Below are 19866 nucleotides of genomic sequence, written 5' to 3' on the forward strand. Positions count from 1 at the left end.
GTTCTTCGGTAAATCGCTTCTTCACGTCCAATCTCCGTCAGTAGGGGGATTGGACTCCAAACCTATGTGCTACTCAAAATCGGGGGGGCGTCGCCACTCTTATAGTCCTTGAAAGATTGGTGTTGCCATAGGCCGGAAGAACAGTAGTTGAATGCCGTTTCCCGTGCTCTTTGCATATGCAAGAAGTGGGCATGCCTTTGGGGATTGGCCTGAAGGGCCGGTGTAGCCACTACGGGCAAATGAAACGCCAGTAATAGGTCAATGTGCTTTTCTCCACGGATCAGAGACAGGCGTGCATTCACCCAGCTGGCAAACTTTAGCTTCGAAGCACTATCCTCCGACTCGGATGGGCAGTAACGATTCAGTATGGCCTCGTAGTTCAAAATTGCGATCGAGCCAATTGAGACCTGTTCGTCACGGTAAACCACTTGATGGAGAAGCGCCTTGTCCGCCAGTTCGGCTATGGCAGGCAACAGGTTGCAGAATGGATGCAACGAACTTATCACGAGCAAAAGTCGCCAGAAGCTCATGGCGCAATAGCGTGCGTTCCTCGCATCATCTGCACGCAGAGCCTCTCGCATTAGTAATGCAGTAGCTGCCAGCGCATCGAATGTTCCGAGCTTTTCCAACGGTTGCAGCGGTGCTGTGGTGAGGGTATTGCGTCGCGCTCGAACCTCGATGGCAGAACGTCTGGGTCGAAATATGATGCGTTGCACATCAGGCGCTAAGCGCATTAACCATGCATCTGCGCAGGCAGACACGTCCTGATTCGGGTCGAGGATTTCCCAATAGGGGTGTTCAAGCAGCGCACGTCCCCCGGGATACAGAATCTCGGCCCGCTCCACAAGGTTGGGGCGGGGAACATGTTTGCCGTCCCGATAGTGAAGCATCCGATTGCGGTGTGACAGGGCGCCATCGACCGTGTGGGCGAATCCCTCTGGTAGCAATCGCCTCTCGAGCGCGTAGGCCGTAGGTTCCCCTGAGCACCAACGCAGCCAGCTGTACCACATGCGCACACGTTGCTCGTCGATGGTCTGCTTCAGAGGGCTTCGTGGCTGCTTCAAGCCGCCTTTCCTTCAGTGATCCAAACAGCGTTTCTGATCACCGGATCATGCTTTCAAGTTCAATGGGTTAGGCCGAAATATAGAGTAAAACATACCCCTGGATATACAGGCTGGCGGGATAAGGGGGCCATCCCTAGCATGTGTTGCGATATGACCCAGCGTGACTGTGACCCATGACGACACCCTCCTTGGCTGAGCTGCTCGAACGTGACCTACTGGTTCGCTACGGCACGCCGCTGCTGGGTGGCGACGATTTACGTTCAGCACTCGGCTATCCGAGTGTCGAAGCGCTGCGGCAGGCAATTTCCCGCGGCACCGTACCCGTGCCGATTTTTTCAGTGGAGCATCGCCGCGGCAAATTTGCCCTGACGAAAGATGTGGCCGCATGGCTGGCCGCGCTGCGGCAAGGGGCTGAGCGTCCCGCACCTAACAAAGGTGCTGGTGGGGTGCCGCCATCCAACTAAGTTTGCCAAGTAGCGAGATGGCATCTGCGCAGCAGAGATGTCTGCCCACATACGCCCAAAGGATGAGAAAGGAGGCCACATGACATAGCCTCGGAACCCCATAAATCCGGGAGCCGGATGCACGAAAGCCCAGAACCCTTGCAGGGGTGATCTGGGCTTCCGCGGCGATGCAAGTTTGAGGCCTGCATCCCCATTGTGCGTCACCGCTCAGCTTTCCGCAACACGCCTTTTTGAAGGTGTGCAGTGGTGCTGCGCGCCCGGTGGACTGCTCTCAGTCCGGCGGCCCGTCTCAAGGCGGGCCACTGCATCCCTTTGCCCGGGCTATATGGATGACGCAGCATCACTTGCATTCAAAAGAATCGCGAAATCTAGCTAAAACACTCAACGGCATGAACGCCGAGGCAGCAGCCGAGCAATGGCTGGCCAAGGCTCGATGGGGCGACGATGACAAGCAAGGATGTCCTGCGTGCGGCTTGTTCCGCAAGCACTATCGCCGGAAAGCGAGACAGCAATGGCGCTGTGCCAACCCCAACTGTTCACACGAATTCAGCGTGACCAGCGGCACCCCGTTTCATGGGCATAAGTTGAGCTTTGTCAACATCCTTCGATTGTTCTCGGCGTTCGAAAACGGCGCCAAAGGCCAGTCACTTCTTGAAGCATCGCGTCGCGTAGGGTGCACACCCAAGACCGTTCAAGCTTTCTTCGGGAAGATCCGAGAATGGATGGTGGGCACGATGGATCTGCGCCCTTTGGATGGAACCGTACATATCGATGGTGGCTATTTTTGTGGCAAGCCCCGCAAGCCTAACCGCAAGATCCGTATGCCCAAGGATGCCTTGAAAGTACGCTTCGGAAGGAAAGCTCCTGAGAATGCGAGCCAGCCGTGGATTGAGGCGGGCATGACGTATCGGAACTGGTGCAAGCGAGCCAATAAGCGCGTGGTGATTTCACTGTGCCAATCCGCAGGGCACAGGATGGGCTCCGGTCGTAGCATGGCCTTCATTTGCACTGCCGAGAACGAATCGGAGGTGACGCGGCTGGCAAAGCATTTCATCCATCCCGAGTCGCGCGTGATGACGGACGAGAGCAATGCCTATGGCGTCCTCGGTGCATATGTCGCTGAGCATTACACAGTCTCCCATGCCCATGAATTCAGCACGCCGGAAGGCGTCTCAGACAACATGTGCGAGACGTTCTTCAGCCGCTTTCGTCGAAGCGAATACGGTACGTTGCACGGCTTCCGCCCAAAGTACCTGCAAGACTATGCCTGCGAGTTTGTGTGGCGAGAGAATCACCGCCGACACGCGCAGGACAAGCGGTTCAATATGCTGCTGACGGGATTGATGACTTCTTCGGTATCCCAGTGGTGGGCCGGCTATTGGCAAGGGCGGCATCGGAAGGAAGAGCTCGGGCTCGACTATTTCCTGGCCCGCCTTCCTTCTACTAAGTGACGGGGTAGTCGTGCGTGCAAGTGAACCGCCAATAAGTTTCGCTGCTCCCATCGTTTACACCGATGGCAGAAATGCCATTGGTGTGCCGGTCAAGCAGCCCTTTCCTAGCCAAGGTTCTAAGTCGCTTACGCACGCAATGCCGTATTGGTTCGACGGGAAATCGTTCTCGTTCTGGAAGATGCCACAAGATTCGAGCAACCACTTCCGTCGTTGAAAGCCAGCCACCCGCGAGACGAAGTTCTGTGAAGATGATCCGGCTCAATTGCCCATAGGGCAGTAGTCGCGCGCGCGCGTGTGGGCGAACTGGCCGAATATTCTGGGGGTCCATAGGTATCTCATGGAGACCAATAGTTTGGTCAAGCGCAGCCAATTGCTTAAGCAATGCTCCTGCACGACAGTCAAGCGAGGCTATCCTGTCGTGCAACTTGGCTCGCTCGTCGTCAAGCTTGAGCAGCGCTCCCGACAAGCGGGAGCGCTTGGTAATCAACCACTTCAGTGCCGATGGGGTGCGCCAAGTCATGGCTCAACCTATCGAACTTCAATGCTTGACGCTTGGGGCACTAGCTACCAAATGGCGGTATCAAAGCAAAAGGCCCGTGGAAAACCATGGGCCTTTTGCGTGACGGTCGCTGACGCTGCAACTCAGTTCGGCAGCGACAGATCGTCCAGCATGGCTTTGAGGAAGCGGGCCGCTTCACCGCCGGTGGCGGCGCGGTGATCGAACGTCACCGACAGCGGCATGCGGCGATGCACCTCGATACCGCCGATCACGGCGACGACGTCGTGGCTGAGCTTTCCCGCGCCGATGATGGCCACGGTCGGCGGCACCACCACTGGCGTCGCATAGCGGCCGGCGAACATGCCGAAGTTGGACAGGCTGATGGTGTAGCCGGACAGCTCCGATGCCGGGATGCTGCGATCTTCGACTTGCGTGCGCAAACGCTTGATCGCCGAACGCACGCCGGCCGCGTCGAGCACGTCGGCATTGCGCAGGGCCGGCACGAACAGGCCGTCGTCAGTGTCCACCGCGATGCCGATGTCGACGTGCGGATGCAGGGTGCGCGTGAGGTTCTTACCGTCGAACCAGGCATTCAGCGCCGGCACGGTCTTGCAGGCAAACACAATGGCGCGCACCAGCCGGGCGGTGATGTCCTGCTTGCCGATCCAGGCATGCAGGTCGGCATCGTCGACGAGGGTGGTCGGCACGACCTGCGCATGGGCGTCGGCCATGACGCGCGCCATGTTGCGACGCACACCCTTGAGCTGCTCGGGCTGGCCGCTCGCCTGTGCGCCGGGCGACGAGGTACGCACCGGCTTGCCGGCGAGCGAAATCGGGCCGCGAGCCTGCTCCTGTGGCACGGGCTGCGGCAGCTCGGGGGCGAGATGCCTTCCGGCCGACGCGGGGACCGCGCGTGCTGGCGCGGCACCGAAGCCGGCCGAGCCGCTGGCGGCGGCATCCTTGACGTCCTTCAGCGTCACCACGCCGTCGGCACCGGTGGGCGCGACGCGGGCCAGGTCGATCTTGAGTTTCTTGGCCAGCGCACGCACGGCCGGCACCGCCTTCACACCGCCGACGCTGGCGGCCTGTTCGACGTGCACGTGATTGCCGCTGACCATGGCGCCGACCACGGTGCCCTCGTCTTCGCGCACGGCCGTGGTTTCTTCGACTGCGCCACCTTCATCGGAGGCGACCACTTTTTCGCTCTCCTGTGGTGCCGGGCTACCCACACTTTTCTTCGGGCCATGCTGGTGGCCGGTAGACTCGGCTTCCGCGCGCTGCTTGGCATTCGGGTCGGGCTCGAACTCGGCCAGCGCGGCGCCGGTCTCGATGATGTCGCCCGGCGCGCCGTGCAGCTTGGTCACCTTGCCGGTGTAGGGCGAGGGCACGTCGACGACCGCCTTGGCGGTTTCCATCGAGCACAGCGGCGCGTCCAGCTTGATGCTGTCGCCGACCTTGACGTGCCACTCGACCACGGTCGCGTCGGGCAGGCCTTCGCCGAGGTCGGGCAGGTAGAACGTTTTGATATCAGCCATTGGATTTCATCCAGCAATGGGGAACAAAAAAAGGTGGACGGGAAACGGTCGGGCTACCGAGGACTATACGTTCCTCGTTCCCTGTTCCCCGTTCCCTAAAGATCAGCTTGCCGCCAGCGTGCGCTTGGCCGCATCGACGATGCGCTCCACGCTGGGCAGGTATTTCATCTCGAGGCGGAACAGCGGGATGTGCGTGTCGAAACCGGTCACGCGCTCGACCGGCGCGAGCAGGTCGTAGAGGCATTCCTCCGATAGGCGCGCGGCGATTTCGGCGCCGAAACCGGCGGTCTTCGGGGCTTCATGCACGATGACGCAGCGGCCGGTCTTCTGCACCGACTCGGCAATGGTGTCGAAGTCCAGCGGCGTCAGCGTAGCCACGTCGATCACTTCGGCGCTGATGCCTTCGGCGGCCAGCTCGTCGGCGGCTTCCAGGCATTCCTTCACCTGCGCGCCCCAGGTCACCAGGGTCACGTCGGTGCCGTCGCGCAGCACGAAGCAGACGTCCAGCGGCAGCGCCTCGCCGTCGTCCGGCACCTCTTCCTTGTACTGGCGATAGATGCGCTTGGGCTCGAAGAACATCACCGGATCGGGATCGCGGATCGCGGCGAGCAGCAAGCCGTAGGCGCGCGCCGGCGACGACGGCAGCACCACGCGCAGGCCGGGGATATTGGTGAACAGGTGCTCGTTCGCCTCGGAGTGATGCTCCGGCGCGCGGATACCGCCGCCCCAAGGTGCGCGGAACACCGCCGGCACGGTGATGCGGCCGCGCGTGCGGTTGCGCAGGCGCGCGGCGTGGCAGGCGATCTGCTCCATCATCGGATAGATGAAGCCCTCGAACTGCGCTTCGGCGACGGGCTTCATACCGGCAGCGGCCAGTCCCACCGTCACACCGGCGATGGTGGTTTCGTCCAGCGGCGTATCGAGTACGCGCAGCTCGCCGAATTTTTCCTGCAGCCCCTGGGTGGCGCGGAACACGCCGCCGTTCAAGCCGACGTCTTCGCCGAGCACGACGACGCTGTCGTCGTGGGCCATTTCATACGCGAGCGCCTGGGTGACGGCTTCGATAAGAGTGATTTGTGCCATGACTTTAATGGGCCCTGTTTTTATTGGATGCGGATTCGAGGGAAAGGACGTAATCCCGCTGTTTGGCGAGATCGGCAGGGATTTCGGCGAAGATGTAGTCGAACATCGCCGATACCGGCTGCGTCTTGGTTTCGAGGTAGGCGTTCACCTCGTTGTCCATCCACTCGTCGCACTCGGCCTTCCAGGCCTCTTCTTTCGCGTCGTCCCACACGCCCTTGGCCACCAGCCAATTGCGCAGGCGCTTCATCGGTTCGCGCTCCCAGCCGTCCTTCACTTCCTGCTCGCCGCGGTAGCGACGGGCGTCGTCGGCGGTGGTGTGATCGCCGAGGCGATAGGTCACCGCCTCGATCACGCTGCCGCCCTGGCCGCTGCGCGCGCGTTCGAGTGCATCTTCCATCGCCTTGCGCACGGCGATGATGTCGTTGCCGTCCACCTGGATGCAGAACAGGCCGGCCGCAATGCCTTTCTGTGCCAGCGTCGGGGCGCCGGACTGGATCTTGCGCGGCACCGAGATCGCCCACTGGTTGTTGACGATCACCGCCACCAGCGGCAGGTTCTGCGCGCCGGCGATATTGATGGCGCCGTAGAAGTCGCCCTTGGACGAGCCGCCGTCGCCGATGGTGCACACGGCCACGCGCTTTTCGCCGCGGATCTTGAAGGCCAGTGCAGTACCCGCCGCGTGCAGGCACTGTGTGGCGATCGGCACCGACCAGGCGAAGTCGTGTCGCGCGGGCTCCTTCTGATAGTCGTTGCCGCGCTCGTCGCCGCCCCAGTACATGTAGACCTCGCGCGGCTGCACGCCGCGATAGAGCTGAGCGCCGTATTCGCGGTAGCTCACCGCGAGGACGTCTTCGGGCCGCATCGCGCTGCCGATGCCGACGTGCGAGGCCTCGTGGCCCAGGCAGCTGGCGTAGGTGCCCAGCTTGCCGGTGCGCTGCAGGGCGATGGACTTGGCGTCGAACACGCGGGTCGACAGCATCAGTTTGTACAGCTCGACCATATGCGGCAGGTCTTTGGCAAATTCGGGAAGGTCGTCACGAACTTCCTTGCCCTCGGCGTCGAGGTATTGCAGGTATTCAATTTCAAACTTGGCGGCGATGGTCACGACTCGCTCCGGCGTGGGGGGATACGGGAAAGGCGGCTGAAGATCATGCGCGCGGCGGCTGCCCGCGCGCGCAAACGATCAAACAAGACCGCGCTTGATAACAGGCTCCCATGTTGCACTGCAAGGTTCGGCGCAGCAATGCGGCAGCGTATCGGGGCTGTTGCATCGACTCCCTGAAGTGCCATGAAGTTCGGTAGCAGGGGGAACTATTCAAGCCAGCACAGGCTTCGTTGGGTCGAATCAAGACCCGGCGCGGGCGTAACCGCTAACATGACTGCTTTATAAAGTGCGTTGACCTGTCCATGGCTGAAAACCAGCGTGACCTCGAAGCCGGCATCGAAACCGATCTCGAAGGCAAGATGACGTACGGCGGCTATCTACGGCTCGATCTGCTGCTGGCCGCCCAGCAACCCCGCAGCCAGCCGCCGCATCACGACGAGCTGCTGTTCATCGTGCAGCATCAGGTCAGCGAGCTGTGGATGAAGCTGATGATCCACGAACTGGGCTCGGCGATCGATTTTCTGCGCCGTGATCAGGTCTGGCAGACGCGCAAGGTGATCGCCCGCTGCAAGTCGGTACTGCGCCAGCTGACCGAGCAGTGGGCCGTGCTGGAGACGCTGACGCCCTCGGAATATCTCGAATTCCGCGAAACGCTGGGCCCCTCGTCGGGCTTCCAGTCGCTGCAGTACCGGGTGATGGAGTTCATGCTCGGCAACAAAAACGCGGCCATGCTGAAGGTGTTCGAACACGATCCGGACGGGCAGGCGGCCTTGCGTGAGGTGCTTGTGGCGCCCAGCCTTTACGATGAGTTCTTGCGTTATCTCGCGCGCTTCGATCATGCGATCCCGGCCAAGCACCTCGATCGCGACTGGGCCGAGCCGCATGCTTCCGATTCAGACCTGCTGCCGGTGTTCGAACGCGTCTATGGCGATACCGACCGCTACTGGCGCGAATACGCGCTGTGCGAGGACTTCGTCGATCTGGAGACGCAGTTCCAACTCTGGCGTTTCCGCCATTTGCGCACGGTGCAGCGGATCATCGGGTTCCGCCGTGGTACGGGTGGTTCATCCGGTGTGTCGTTCCTGAAAAAGGCGCTGGAACTGGAGTTTTTCCCTGAACTCTTCGAGGTGCGTACCACCTTGCGGCCCAAAGGAGCTTAGTCGGATGGACCTGGCGATGTGCCGGGCCGTTGCCGGTCTAGTTTTCGAGCGGCGCCGCCTCAGCTCTGCAGCTTGTCCAGAATGCGGTTCAGCCAGAGGCGCTCCTGCTCGTCGAGCTTGGCCAGCACCTCGCGTTCGCGCTGGCGGGCCATCGGCGCCACTACGTCGTGGATGGCCCAGCCCGCATCGGTGAGATCGAGTACGGAGCGCCGCTTGTCATTGTCGTGCGTGTGCCGGCTGACCCGACCGGCGTCGACCAGTCGCGACAGCGCCCGGCTGACGGCCACCTTGTCCATCGCGGTGCGTTCGGCCACTTCACGCGCCGACAGGCCCGCGAAGCGGGCCAGCACGGCCATGACGCGCCATTCGGTCACACCGATGTCGTAGCGTTGCTGATAGTCGTCAGCGATGGCCTGGCTCACCCTGTTGGAGAGGATCGAAAGCCTGTAGGGCAGGAAGTTTTCCAGCTCGATGGGCGCGTGCTCCCCGGGTTTTCTTGCATGCGGCGGTTTCCCGGTAGCCGGTTTGACGGATGCAGGTTTCGGTATCGGAGAGGCGGGCATGCTGCAATCGTCCTTGCAAATGGTTTCATATGTAACTATAACGTCGGTTACGCAGATTCTTTGCGCAAGCTCGCGCATGCTTGCGTCGGTCTTCGCCATCATCCAACGGATAGCGGGGGAGCGCCATGAATGGCGTAGCCCGCCGCGTAAAGAGCTAGCCATGAATGGCGTCTTTAACTTCGGGAGCTTGCCATGAATGGCGTTGTCGACTTTTTAGAAGCTTGCCATCAATGGCGTCATCAACTTTAGGAGCTTGCCAATGAACGCCCAGCCCAATCTCGGTATGCAAGTCACCACCTTCGACAACCCCATGGGTATCGACGGATTCGAATTCGTCGAGTTCGCCGCGCCGGTCGGCCGCGCGGCCGAGCTGCACACGCTGTTCGGCAAGATGGGTTTCAGTGCGGTGCTCAAGCACACGTCGCGGCCGATCACCGTGTATCGCCAGAACGGCGTCAACTTTCTGCTCAACGAAGATCCCGATTCCTTCGCCGCGGATTTCGCCAACGCGCACGGTCCCTGCGCCTGCGGTTTCGCTATCCGCTTCAAGCATCCTGCCGCGGACGTGCTGAAAACCGTGCTCGGCAACGGCGGCGAAGAGATCACCCACAAGGCGGCCAGCAAGGCGGTCGATGCGCCGGTGGTCAAGGGCATTGGTGACTGCATGCTGTATCTGGTCGATCGCTACGGCAGCGCCGGCAGCATCTATGACGGCAACTATGCGCCGATCGTCGGTGCCGAGCCGAACCCCAGCGGTTTCGGTCTGACCTTTATCGACCACCTGACGCACAACCTCTACTTCGGCAATATGCAGAAGTGGTCGGACTATTACGAGCGGTTGTTCAACTTCCGCGAGATCCGCTACTTCGACATCAAGGGCGTCAAGACCGGCCTGGTATCCAAAGCCATGACCGCGCCCGATGGCGTGGTGCGCATTCCGCTGAACGAGTCGAACGATCCCAAGTCGCAGATCAACGAATACCTCGACGCGTATAAGGGCGAGGGCATCCAGCACATTGCCTGCTTCACCGACGATATTTACGAGACGGTGGAGAAGATGCGCGCGCAGGGCGTGGAATTCCTCGACACGCCGGACACGTATTTCGACGTGATCGACCTGCGCGTACCGAACCATGGCGAAGACGTGCCGCGTCTGCGCAAGAACAAGATCCTGATCGACGCCGACAAGGAAACCAAGCAGCGCAAGCTGCTGCAGATCTTCACCCAGAACAATATCGGCCCGATATTTTTCGAGATCATCCAGCGCAAGGGTAACGAGGGCTTCGGCGAAGGTAATTTCCAGGCCTTGTTCGAGAGCATCGAGCGCGATCAGGAGCGTCGTGGCGTGCTGTAATTCCTGGCCCGACACGAGTGGCGGCGCTGCCGTCACTTGGCCCTCCTTTTTTGGCACCGCGCGCGTCGTCTAAACCAGGATTACCGACCATGAATTATCAGTCCGGCTTCGGCAATGAATTCGCCACCGAGGCGCTGCCCGGCACGCTGCCGGTGGGACAGAATTCGCCGCAGCGCGTAGCGCACGGCCTGTATGCCGAGCAGCTGTCTGGTACGGCGTTCACCGCGCCACGCCACGGCAATCGTCGCAGCTGGTTGTACCGCATTCGTCCGGCTGCCGTACACGAACCGTTTGCGCCGCTGGCGCATGCCACGTTACACAACCGTTTCAACGAAGCGCCGGCCACGCCGAACCAGCTGCGTTGGAATCCGCTGCCGCTGCCAGACGCGCCGACGGATTTCATCGATGGATTGGTCACGCTGGCGGGCAACGGCGGCGCTGACGAACAGGCGGGCGTGGGTATCCACGTCTACACGGCCAATCGCTCGATGCAGGGGCGTTTTTTCTACAGCGCCGACGGCGAACTGGTGATCGTGCCGCAGCTCGGCAAGCTGCGGCTGGCCACTGAGCTTGGCGTGATCGAGATCGAGCCGCAGGAGATCGCGGTGATTCCGCGCGGCGTGCGCTTCCGCGTGGAGTTGCCGGATGCCGAAGCGGCCGCTACTGCGCATCCTGCACCCGCGGCACTTGCACATCCATGTGCGCGCGGCTACGTCTGCGAGAACTTCGGCGCCTTTCTGCGCCTTCCCGATCTGGGTCCTATCGGCTCGAACGGTCTGGCCAACGCGCGCGACTTCCTGACGCCGCATGCGGCCTACGAAGACGTCGACGGCGCCTTCGAGCTGGTCGCCAAATTCCAGGGCGCGCTGTGGTCGGCGAAGATCGATCACTCTCCGCTGGACGTGGTCGCCTGGCACGGCAACTACGCGCCCTACAAATACGACCTGCGCCGCTTCAATGCGATCGGCTCGATCAGCTTCGATCATCCCGACCCGTCGATATTCACGGTTCTTACGTCACCCAGCGATACTGCCGGCACCGCGAACGTGGATTTTGCGATCTTCCCACCGCGCTGGCTGGTGGCGCAGCACACGTTCCGTCCGCCGTGGTTCCATCGCAACGTGGCCAGCGAATTCATGGGCCTGATCGCCGGCGTCTACGATGCCAAGGCGGAAGGTTTTGTGCCGGGCGGTGCGTCGCTGCACAACTGCATGAGCGGCCACGGTCCGGATGCGGCTACGTTCGAAAAAGCGTCGACGGCGGATTTATCCAAGCCGAACGTCATCGAAGGCACCATGGCTTTCATGTTCGAAACGCGCAAGGTCATCCGCCCTACGCAGCAGGCGCTGGATTCGCCGCAGCTGCAGGGCAACTATTACGAGTGCTGGCAAGGCATAGCCAGGCATTTCGATCCGTCGCAGGCATAAGCACCATCCATTCTGTCGAGAGAAAAACATGAAGCTGGGAAGTCTCAAGGAAGGCGGCCGCGACGGTACGCTCATCGTGGTAAGCCGCGATCTGACCAAGGCCGTCAAAGCGAGCGGCATCGCCAACACCCTCCAGGCCGCACTCGACGACTGGTCGAACAGTGCGCCGCGCCTGAATGCGCTGTACGAGCAGCTCAATGAAGGTCAGGCCAGCGGGAGCTTCGCACTCGACATGAGCCTGCTGGCATCGCCGCTGCCGCGTGCTTACGAGTTCGTCGACGGCAGCGCCTATCTGCCGCACGTCGAGCGGGTGCGCAAGGCGCGCGGCGCCGAGGTGCCGGCCAGCTTCTACACCGATCCGCTGATGTATCAGGCGACCAGCGCGGGCTTTCTCGGCCCGCGCGATCCGGTGATCGTGCCCAGCGAGGACTATGGCATCGATCTGGAAGCCGAAGTCGTGGTGGTCACCGACGATGTGCCGATGGCGCCGACCGCCGCGCAGGCTGCCGAACACATCCAACTGATCGGGCTGGTCAACGACGTCAGCCTGCGCGGGCTGATTCCCGGCGAGCTGGCCAAGGGCTTCGGCTTCCTGCAGAGCAAGCCACGTTCGGCCTTGTCGCCAGTACTGGTCACGCCCGACGAACTCGGCGATGCCTGGCAGGGCGACAAGCTGCACCTGCCCATGCGTACCTGGTTGAACGGCGCCTGGTTCGGCGAGGCCGAATGCGGCGTGGACATGCAGTTCAGCTTTGCCGAACTGGTGGCGCACGCGGCAAAAACCCGGCCGCTGACCGCTGGCACCATCGTCGGTTCGGGCACCATCGCCAACCAGGACACGAGCAAGGGCGCCTCCTGCCTGGCCGAGCAGCGCACCGTGGAAACGCTGCGTGACGGCGAAGCAAAGACCCCCTTTTTGAAGTTCGGCGACAGCCTGCGGATGGATGTCACGGATGCCGCAGGGGCCAGCATTTTCGGCGCCATCGAGCAACGTATCGCGCCGCTGAAACCATGATGCGGTCGGACTGACCCAGCGCGCGGCGGTCGGGATAGGCGCGGGTCGCGCCGACGCGGTATCGTGACGGTTCCTTCCCCTTCGTTCTCTTCGTTCAAGGAAAACCTCATGTCTCAAGTCACTCTCCGCGGCAACCCGGTCAAGGTCGACGGGACCTTTCCCACCGTCGGCAGCAAGGCACCGGCATTCAAGCTGGTCGGCAAAGATCTTGCCGATGTCACGCTGTCCAACTTCAGCGGCAAGCGCAAAGTGCTGAATATTTTCCCAAGCGTCGATACGCCGACCTGTGCCACCTCGGTGCGCCATTTCAACGAGTCCGCCAGCCAACTCGACAACACTGTGGTGCTTTGCATCTCGGCGGACCTGCCGTTCGCACAGGCGCGCTTCTGTGGCGCCGAAGGCCTGGATAACGTGGTGACGCTGTCCACGCTGCGCGGCCATGAGTTCATCAACAACTACGGCGTCGCTCTGGCCGAGGGTCCGCTGGCCGGCCTGACCGCGCGGGCTGTAGTGGTGCTGGATGAGCAGGACAAGGTGATTCACACCGAGCTGGTCGGCGAGATCGCCAACGAGCCGAATTACGAGGCGGTGCTTGCCGTACTGAAGTAACCGGCGGTTGCTCCGCATGTCGTCGCTCCAAGAAAAAAGCGCCTCATGGGCGCTTTTTTCTTGGTCAGTTTGAAGCCCAATTACTTGGCGACAACCCGTACCATTTCCAGGCACTTGTTCGAATAGCCCCACTCGTTGTCGTACCAGGACACCAGCTTGACGAAGGTCGAGTCCAGCGCGATGCCGGCGTTGGCATCGAACACCGAGGTGCGGGTTTCGCCGCGGAAATCGGTGGCGACCACGGCGTCTTCGGTATAGCCCAGCACGCCCTTCAGCGCGCCTTCGCTCTGTGCCTTCATTTCGGCGCAGATCTCGGCGTAGGTGGCCGGCTTTTCCAGTTCGCAGGTCAGGTCGACCACGGAGACGTCCGAGGTCGGTACGCGGAAGCTCATGCCGGTCAGCTTCTTGTTGAGTTCCGGAATCACCACGCCCACGGCCTTGGCCGCGCCGGTGGAGGAAGGAATGATGTTTTCCAGAATGCCGCGGCCGCCGCGCCAGTCCTTGGAGGACGGGCCATCGACGGTTTTCTGCGTCGCGGTGGTGGCGTGCACGGTGGTCATCAGGCCGCGCTTGATGCCCCACTTGTCGTTGATCACCTTGGCCAGCGGGGCCAGGCAGTTGGTCGTGCACGATGCATTGGAGATGATCGCTTCGCCCTTGTAGCTCTTGTCGTTGACGCCGTAGACGAACATCGGCGTGTCGTCCTTCGACGGCGCGGACAGGATCACCTTCTTGGCGCCGGCATCGATATGCTTTTGCGCGCCTTCCTTGGTCAGAAATATGCCGGTGGATTCGATCACCACCTCGGCGCCGACTTCGTCCCACTTCAGCGCGGCCGGGTCGCGCTCGGCGGTGAGGCGAATTTTCTTGCCGTTGATCACCAGCGTGCTGCCCTCGACCGACACGTCGCCCTTGAAGCGGCCGTGCACGGAGTCGTATTGCAGCATATACGCCAGGTAGTCGGGTTCCAGCAGATCGTTGATGGCGACGATCTCGATGTCGTTGCCGAAGTTCTGCACGGCGGCGCGCAGTACGTTGCGGCCGATGCGGCCGAAGCCGTTGATGCCTACCTTGATCGTCATTGCTGGAAACTCCCGCGCGCAGCGCAGCTCGTTGAATGAACCCCGGATTCTAACAGGGCATGCGGGCGAGGCCACCTGCCTGCCGAAAGAACGTACGGGTCGAGAGCTGTCATGCGCCTGTGGCAGACTTCTCAGCCCGTCTGTTGCCATCGTGGTCGAACTTCATGAACCTGCGTCCGAATTGCCTTGTCGTCGCTGCCTGTGCTGGCCTGCTCGGCCTAGCCACGCCTTTGGCCATGTCCTGGGGCCCTGAAGGGCATGCCATCGTGGCGGATATCGCTCAGGCACATCTGGACTCGGCCGCCGCGGCCGAGGTGGCGTCATTGCTGAAGCTGGAGGGGCTGGACCGGTTGGATCAGATTTCCTCGTGGGCCGATGGCAACCGCAAGGAGTTTCCGCACACCGGCACCTGGCACTACGTCGATATTCCCCTGAAAGCCGAGCGCTACGATGCCGCACGCGATTGCAAAGAGGGCAATTGCGTCGTCGCCAAACTCGATGAAAACGTCCACGTGCTGGCCGACAAATCGGCCTCGCCGCAGGCGCGGCTGCTGGCGCTGAAGTGGGTCGTGCATCTGGTTGGCGACATTCACCAGCCGCTGCATGCCGAAGACAATGACGACAAGGGCGGCAACACCGTGCAGGTGCAGTTTTTCGGTCAGGGTACCAACCTGCATGCCATGTGGGACGGCGGCATTCTGCGCCACGCGCTCAACCTGCAGCCCGGGCCGAATTACAGCTTCGATCACGCGGCGGTGCAGGCCGATGCGATGACGCTGGACGCGGCTATCTCGCCAGTGCAGCGTGCGAACTGGGCGACGCACAACCTGTTGCCCCAGATTGCCGATGCTTCGATCGTCTGGGCCGACGAGTCGCACATGCTGGCGCGGAACGTGGCTTACATGGATATCGACAAGCCGTCCGGCGAGGCGTGGTCGCAGCGCTATCAGCAGAAGGCGTGGCCGGTCGTTCAGACCAGGCTGGAGCAGGGTGGCGTGCGGCTGGCCGAGGTATTGAACGAAGCGTTGGACTGACGGGAGAAAACGTGACGTCGTGACCGATTGACGTGTCGATTCGCTAAAAGCCTCTGTAGAGCGGCGGCTGATATTTTTTCTCACCTGCATTTATGAAAAGCCTCGAAAAGTCTGGGTTGCGGTGCTGCATCGTGGTAACGCCGGACCGAAATTGCTAAGTTGTGCGGATGACTAACGAACTCATCCAGACTCGCCGCACCAAGATCGTCGCCACCCTTGGCCCCGCCACCGATGCACCCGGCATGCTCGAACGCATCATCAGCGAGGGCGTCGATGTGGTTCGCCTCAACCTCTCGCACGGCCAGCCGGACGATCATCGTGCACGCGCCGCGGCGGTCCGCGAAGCGGCCGCGAAAGTAGGCAGGGAGGTCGGCATTCTGGCCGATCTGCAGGGTCCGAAAATTCGCATCGAGCGGTTTGCCAACGGACCGATCGAGCTGCAGACGGGTGCAGCTTTCGTGCTTGAATGCCGACCCGATGCGGCTCCCGGCACGATCGACCATGTGGGTGTCAGCTACTACGGCCTGCCGCACGACGTGCATGCCGGCGACGTGCTGTTGCTCGACGACGGACTGGTCGCGCTGGACGTGATCAGCGTGCAGGGCGCGGACATTCACTGCGTCGTGCAGATTGCCGGCAAGCTGTCCGATCGCAAAGGCCTCAACCGCCAGGGTGGCGGGCTTTCGGTGGAGGCGTTGTCGGACAAGGATCGCAACGACATCAAGCTCGCGGCCGAGATCGGTGCCGACTTTCTGGCCGTGTCGTTCGTGCGCTCCGCCGCGGACATGAATCAGGCTCGCCAGCTGCTGCACGAAGCCGGTGGCAACGCTGCACTGGTGGCAAAGATCGAGCGCGCCGACGCGATTCCCGTGCTGGGCGAAATCATCGACGCGTCCGATGTGGTGATGGTGGCGCGCGGCGATCTGGGCGTAGAGATCGGTGACGCCGAATTGCCCGGCCTGCAGAAAAAGATCATCCGCGAATCGGTGGAGCGTAACCGCGCCGTGATTACCGCGACGCAGATGCTGCAGTCGATGGTGCGATCGCCGATTCCCACCCGCGCCGAAGTGCTCGACGTGGCCAATGCGGTGATCGACGGCACCGATGCGGTGATGCTGTCGGAGGAGACCGCCGCCGGTGCCCATCCGGACAAGGCCGTAGCTGCGATGCGCCGTATCTGCCTCGGTGCCGAACGCCAGTTCGAACCCAAAGACGATCTGGCCGGCCAGGGCCGCACGATCGATCGCACGGATCAGGCGATCGCGCTGGCTGCCATGCTGCTGGCCAGCGAGCTAGGCGTGCGGGCCATCGTCGCGCTCACCGAAACCGGTGCGACGGCGCAGTGGCTGTCGCGCTATCGCAGCGCCGTGCCGATCTACGCACTGTCGCCGTTCGACGATGCGCGTCGCCGCATGCTGATGCTGCGCGACGTGCAGCCGGTCAAGTTCAACCATGTGGGGTTGACCAGCGCATCGTCCGCGCGGGCGGCCGTGCAGCAGCTGTTCGGCGCGGGCAAACTGAGTGAGGGCGATCGTGTCGTGCTCACCCACGGCGACCACGTCGGCCGCGGTGGCGGCACCAACACGCTGAAGCTGCTTTCCGTGGGTGCCGAAGGCATGGTCGAGAGTCTGCGCGATCTTTGATGAATGGGGCGCTCGATCTTTATGCCGGCGGTTTCGCCAGGTATCGAAGACGCGACTACACTTCGAGTATCAGCTTGTCCCGCGCCCATTCAGGAGATCGCCATGAAATCGATATTTTGCCCGCTTGGTAAAGGCCTTTTGTTGGCACTGGCACTGGGGAGCGCCGCGCCGGTGATGGCGCAGGCGCGCAGGCTGGACCCGGAGCACCTCTCGCACGATTGGATTCTGCTCAATACCAATGTGCAGATGAATACGCCCAACAGCGGCCTGAATCTGGACAAGCCCGGTTGTGTGGCGGTGACTTACACCGTGGGTTCGGGTGGCGTGCCGATGAACGTGAAGGTGGCCAAGGTCGTGCCGCGCAGCGATCTGGGTCCGGCGGCGGCCAGTGCGGTGGCCAATTTCCGCTACGGGCCGTCGCTGACCAACCGCCAGGGTGATCCGGTGGATACCTATTACGTCGTAGCGTTCAATTCCCCCGACGACAAGGCCAAGCGCCAGGCGCTGACGGATGCCTGCAAGCTGCCGGGTTACGGGCAGTAATCAGCTAAGCCGAGCCGCAAAACCCCGCCGGCGAATTGCGCGCGAAGCCTTGATACGGCGCCTGCAGGTCGGTTTTGCCGATCTGGCCTATAATTGATGTTTTGAACCACGCCGCTTCGATCCCGAAGCGGCGGTCTTTTTTGCGGTCCCGCATCGCCTTCGCACTACGGAGTCAGCATGAGTATTGAAGATCTCGAAAGCATCGCCCTGGCAATGGTCGCGCCCGGCAAGGGCATTATCGCCATCGACGAGTCGACCAACACGATCGCCAAACGCTTCGACGCCGTGGGCATCGAAAATACCGAGGAAAATCGTCGCGCCTACCGCGAATTGCTGCTGACCACGCCCGGTCTGTCCGAGCATATTTCCGGTGCGATCCTGTACGACGAGACGATCCGCCAGTCGACCAAGGACGGCGTGCCGTTTACCCAGATCATGAAGAAGGCCGGCATCATTCCCGGCATCAAGGTCGACAAGGGCCCGCAGCCGCTGGCCGGTTTCCCGGGCGACGTCGTCACCGAAGGCCTCGATGGCCTGCGCGAGCGCCTGCAGGAATACGCCAAGCTCGGCGCGCAGTTCGCCAAGTGGCGCGCCGTGATCAACATCAGCGAAGACAACCCCAGCTCCAGTGCGATCGAAGCCAACTGCCACGTGCTGGCACGCTACGCCGCGCTGTGCCAGGAGGCGGGCATAGTGCCGATGGTCGAGCCGGAAGTGATCATGGACGGCGACCACAGCATCGAGGTGAGCTACGAGGTGCACGAGGCCGTGCTGCGCAGCCTGTTCAACGCGCTGTACGAGCAGAACGTGATGCTGGAAGGCACCATTCTGAAAGTCAGCATGGTCATTCCCGGCAAGGATTCGGACGAGCAGGTCGATGTCGAGGAAGTGGCCGAAGCCACCGTGCGCGTGCTCAAGACCACCGTGCCGGCTTCGCTGCCGGGCATCGTATTCCTCTCCGGCGGTCAGACGGATGAGCAATCCACTGCGCACCTCAATGCAATGAACCGCATCGGGCCGCATCCCTGGCCGCTGTCGTTCTCGTACGGTCGCGCCATGCAGCAGGCGGCACTGAAGCTGTGGGCCAAGGACATGAAGGCGAATTACGTCGAAGCCCAGAAGACCGTGCATGCGCGAGCACGCGACAACGGCTTGGCCGCCTTGGGCCAGTGGCACGCCAAGTAGCCGAGCGCTTCTTGTCGAACGCGATAAAAAACGGGCGCTTTGGGCGCCCGTTTTTTTTACTGCTTTCAGAAAGCGCGTCGACGATACCCGACGCGCATCGAGAGCTTCTTTTTAGAAGCGGTACTCGGCGCTGGCCGTCAGCGTATTGGTGTCCAGACCCACGCGCGTGCCGGCGATCTGGCCGTTGGTCAGGCTCGGGTCGCGGTTGATGCCGTAATAGGTGTAGTTCACACCCACCGACCAATTCCGGTTGATGTCCCAGCCCGTTCCCAAACCGGCGTAGTAGCCGATGTTGTTGGAGAAGCTGCGACGCACCGGGAACTGCGTGTCTTCCGACAGTGCCGAGCCGTGCGCGTCAAACACACCGCCGCGCAGGTTGATGTACCAGGCCTGCGTGAGGTTCAGGCGCATCGCGCCGCCCAGGGTAGCGCCGCGCAGGTTCGAACGTGCACCACCGATGCTGCCACCGTTGGCCAGATAGTTCTGGTTGACATCGGACTTGGCGTCGAACTTGCCCAGATACACGTAACCCAACTCGGCACCGACCGACATGTCAGGGCTCACGGCCCAGCGGTAGCCGCCAGTCAGCGCGCCGGCATAGTTGGCCTTGCGGTAGGTCTGGTTGTCGTTGGCGCGGCTGGTGCCGAGATCACCATCGATATACCAACCGGAATGGGACTTCCAGCCAGCCTGGGTGCTGCTGTCGGTGGAAGCATCTTGCGCAAAGGCGGCAGGAATGGCGAGGACGCCGGCTGTGGCGAGTGCGATGGCAAACAGTGTCTTTTTCATGGGGGCGTACTCCTAACTTTTTTGGGTCCGTCCGCGCTGCCGGGGGTTCGGCTGGCGCAGACGTCGCACCTGCTCTGGGCGGTGCTGGCGTATTAGATGGGAGTGCACCTGAAGAGTTTCAATACCGTTAAGTACATAATTAAGCCGGCGTTAATGTCAATATTTTTTAAGGCTTTGTAGCCAATTTCTTGAGGCGGTCGAGCAGTTCAGGCTGATGGCAATGCGAGGTACGGGAGATCATGAACAGGCTCTTAGGCATCC

18 protein-coding genes are annotated in these 19866 nt (G+C 61.8%); 11 read left to right on the forward strand and 7 right to left on the reverse strand.

The window, feature by feature from the left end; all coding sequences use genetic code 11:
- Window positions 1-62: 62 nt before the first annotated feature.
- Complete coding sequence (locus HDE76_RS19745; RefSeq protein WP_184510094.1) at window positions 63-1064, reverse strand: hypothetical protein; 1002 nt, start codon at window positions 1062-1064, stop codon at window positions 63-65.
- Window positions 1065-1252: 188 nt separating this feature from the next.
- Here HDE76_RS19745 and HDE76_RS19750 point away from each other — a divergent pair, with 188 nt between their 5' ends.
- The gene (locus HDE76_RS19750; RefSeq protein ID WP_255481705.1) at window positions 1253-1528 is read left to right on the forward strand and encodes a hypothetical protein; all 276 of its coding nucleotides are present in this window, start codon (window positions 1253-1255) and stop codon (window positions 1526-1528) included.
- Between the two features lie 329 nt (window positions 1529-1857).
- A complete protein-coding gene (locus HDE76_RS19755; RefSeq protein ID WP_184510099.1) occupies window positions 1858-2979 on the forward strand; it encodes an IS1595 family transposase in 1122 nt (373 codons plus the stop codon).
- A 642-nt stretch (window positions 2980-3621) separates the two neighbouring features.
- Here the strand turns inward: HDE76_RS19755 and HDE76_RS19760 are convergent.
- From HDE76_RS19760 to pdhA, 3 genes are all read right to left on the reverse strand, one after another.
- A complete protein-coding gene (locus HDE76_RS19760) occupies window positions 3622-5013 on the reverse strand; it encodes a dihydrolipoamide acetyltransferase family protein (RefSeq protein ID WP_184510101.1) in 1392 nt (463 codons plus the stop codon).
- Between the two features lie 102 nt (window positions 5014-5115).
- Entirely contained in the window at window positions 5116-6096 is a 981-nt protein-coding gene (locus HDE76_RS19765; RefSeq protein ID WP_179481217.1) for an alpha-ketoacid dehydrogenase subunit beta, read from the reverse strand.
- A gap of 4 nt (window positions 6097-6100) precedes the next feature.
- Window positions 6101-7201 carry a pyruvate dehydrogenase (acetyl-transferring) E1 component subunit alpha gene (gene pdhA / locus HDE76_RS19770; RefSeq protein ID WP_179481215.1) on the reverse strand — a complete coding sequence of 367 codons (1101 nt, stop codon included), beginning with the start codon at window positions 7199-7201 and terminating at the stop codon, window positions 6101-6103.
- Between the two features lie 296 nt (window positions 7202-7497).
- Here pdhA and HDE76_RS19775 point away from each other — a divergent pair, with 296 nt between their 5' ends.
- Window positions 7498-8361 carry a tryptophan 2,3-dioxygenase family protein gene (locus HDE76_RS19775; RefSeq protein ID WP_184510135.1) on the forward strand — a complete coding sequence of 288 codons (864 nt, stop codon included), beginning with the start codon at window positions 7498-7500 and terminating at the stop codon, window positions 8359-8361.
- Window positions 8362-8420: 59 nt separating this feature from the next.
- Here the strand turns inward: HDE76_RS19775 and HDE76_RS19780 are convergent, their stop codons facing one another.
- Window positions 8421-8924: a MarR family winged helix-turn-helix transcriptional regulator gene (locus HDE76_RS19780; protein WP_184510104.1), complete on the reverse strand. Its 504-nt coding sequence runs from the start codon at window positions 8922-8924 to the stop codon at window positions 8421-8423.
- Between the two features lie 259 nt (window positions 8925-9183).
- Between HDE76_RS19780 and hppD the strand changes: the two genes are divergently transcribed.
- From hppD to tpx, 4 genes are all read left to right on the forward strand, one after another.
- Window positions 9184-10278 (forward strand): 4-hydroxyphenylpyruvate dioxygenase, encoded by a 1095-nt coding sequence (gene hppD, locus HDE76_RS19785; protein ID WP_184510106.1) that lies wholly within the window; start codon window positions 9184-9186, stop codon window positions 10276-10278.
- An 89-nt stretch (window positions 10279-10367) separates the two neighbouring features.
- On the forward strand, window positions 10368-11705 hold the full coding sequence (gene hmgA, locus HDE76_RS19790) for a homogentisate 1,2-dioxygenase (protein WP_184510108.1): 1338 nt from the start codon (window positions 10368-10370) through the stop codon (window positions 11703-11705).
- A gap of 28 nt (window positions 11706-11733) precedes the next feature.
- Window positions 11734-12720 carry a fumarylacetoacetate hydrolase family protein gene (locus HDE76_RS19795; protein WP_179481207.1) on the forward strand — a complete coding sequence of 329 codons (987 nt, stop codon included), beginning with the start codon at window positions 11734-11736 and terminating at the stop codon, window positions 12718-12720.
- Between the two features lie 108 nt (window positions 12721-12828).
- On the forward strand, window positions 12829-13329 hold the full coding sequence (gene tpx / locus HDE76_RS19800; protein WP_179481205.1) for a thiol peroxidase: 501 nt from the start codon (window positions 12829-12831) through the stop codon (window positions 13327-13329).
- An 80-nt stretch (window positions 13330-13409) separates the two neighbouring features.
- Here tpx and gap read toward each other — a convergent pair whose 3' ends face one another.
- Window positions 13410-14411 (reverse strand): type I glyceraldehyde-3-phosphate dehydrogenase, encoded by a 1002-nt coding sequence (gene gap / locus HDE76_RS19805; RefSeq protein WP_179481203.1) that lies wholly within the window; start codon window positions 14409-14411, stop codon window positions 13410-13412.
- Between the two features lie 236 nt (window positions 14412-14647).
- Between gap and HDE76_RS19810 the strand changes: the two genes are divergently transcribed.
- From HDE76_RS19810 to HDE76_RS19825, 4 genes are all read left to right on the forward strand, one after another.
- A complete protein-coding gene (locus tag HDE76_RS19810) occupies window positions 14648-15445 on the forward strand; it encodes a S1/P1 nuclease (RefSeq protein WP_184510110.1) in 798 nt (265 codons plus the stop codon).
- A 167-nt stretch (window positions 15446-15612) separates the two neighbouring features.
- Window positions 15613-17088: a pyruvate kinase gene (gene pyk, locus HDE76_RS19815; RefSeq protein WP_179481198.1), complete on the forward strand. Its 1476-nt coding sequence runs from the start codon at window positions 15613-15615 to the stop codon at window positions 17086-17088.
- Window positions 17089-17190: 102 nt separating this feature from the next.
- Window positions 17191-17631: an energy transducer TonB gene (locus HDE76_RS19820; RefSeq protein ID WP_179481196.1), complete on the forward strand. Its 441-nt coding sequence runs from the start codon at window positions 17191-17193 to the stop codon at window positions 17629-17631.
- A gap of 177 nt (window positions 17632-17808) precedes the next feature.
- Window positions 17809-18816 (forward strand): class I fructose-bisphosphate aldolase, encoded by a 1008-nt coding sequence (locus HDE76_RS19825; protein ID WP_179481194.1) that lies wholly within the window; start codon window positions 17809-17811, stop codon window positions 18814-18816.
- Window positions 18817-18927: 111 nt separating this feature from the next.
- On the opposite strand, the gene HDE76_RS19830 is transcribed toward HDE76_RS19825, so the two are convergent.
- Entirely contained in the window at window positions 18928-19605 is a 678-nt protein-coding gene (locus HDE76_RS19830) for an outer membrane beta-barrel protein (RefSeq protein ID WP_179481192.1), read from the reverse strand.
- Window positions 19606-19866 lie beyond the last annotated feature (261 nt).

This window comes from Rhodanobacter sp. ANJX3 (genome assembly GCF_014200755.1).
GTDB lineage: Bacteria > Pseudomonadota > Gammaproteobacteria > Xanthomonadales > Rhodanobacteraceae > Rhodanobacter.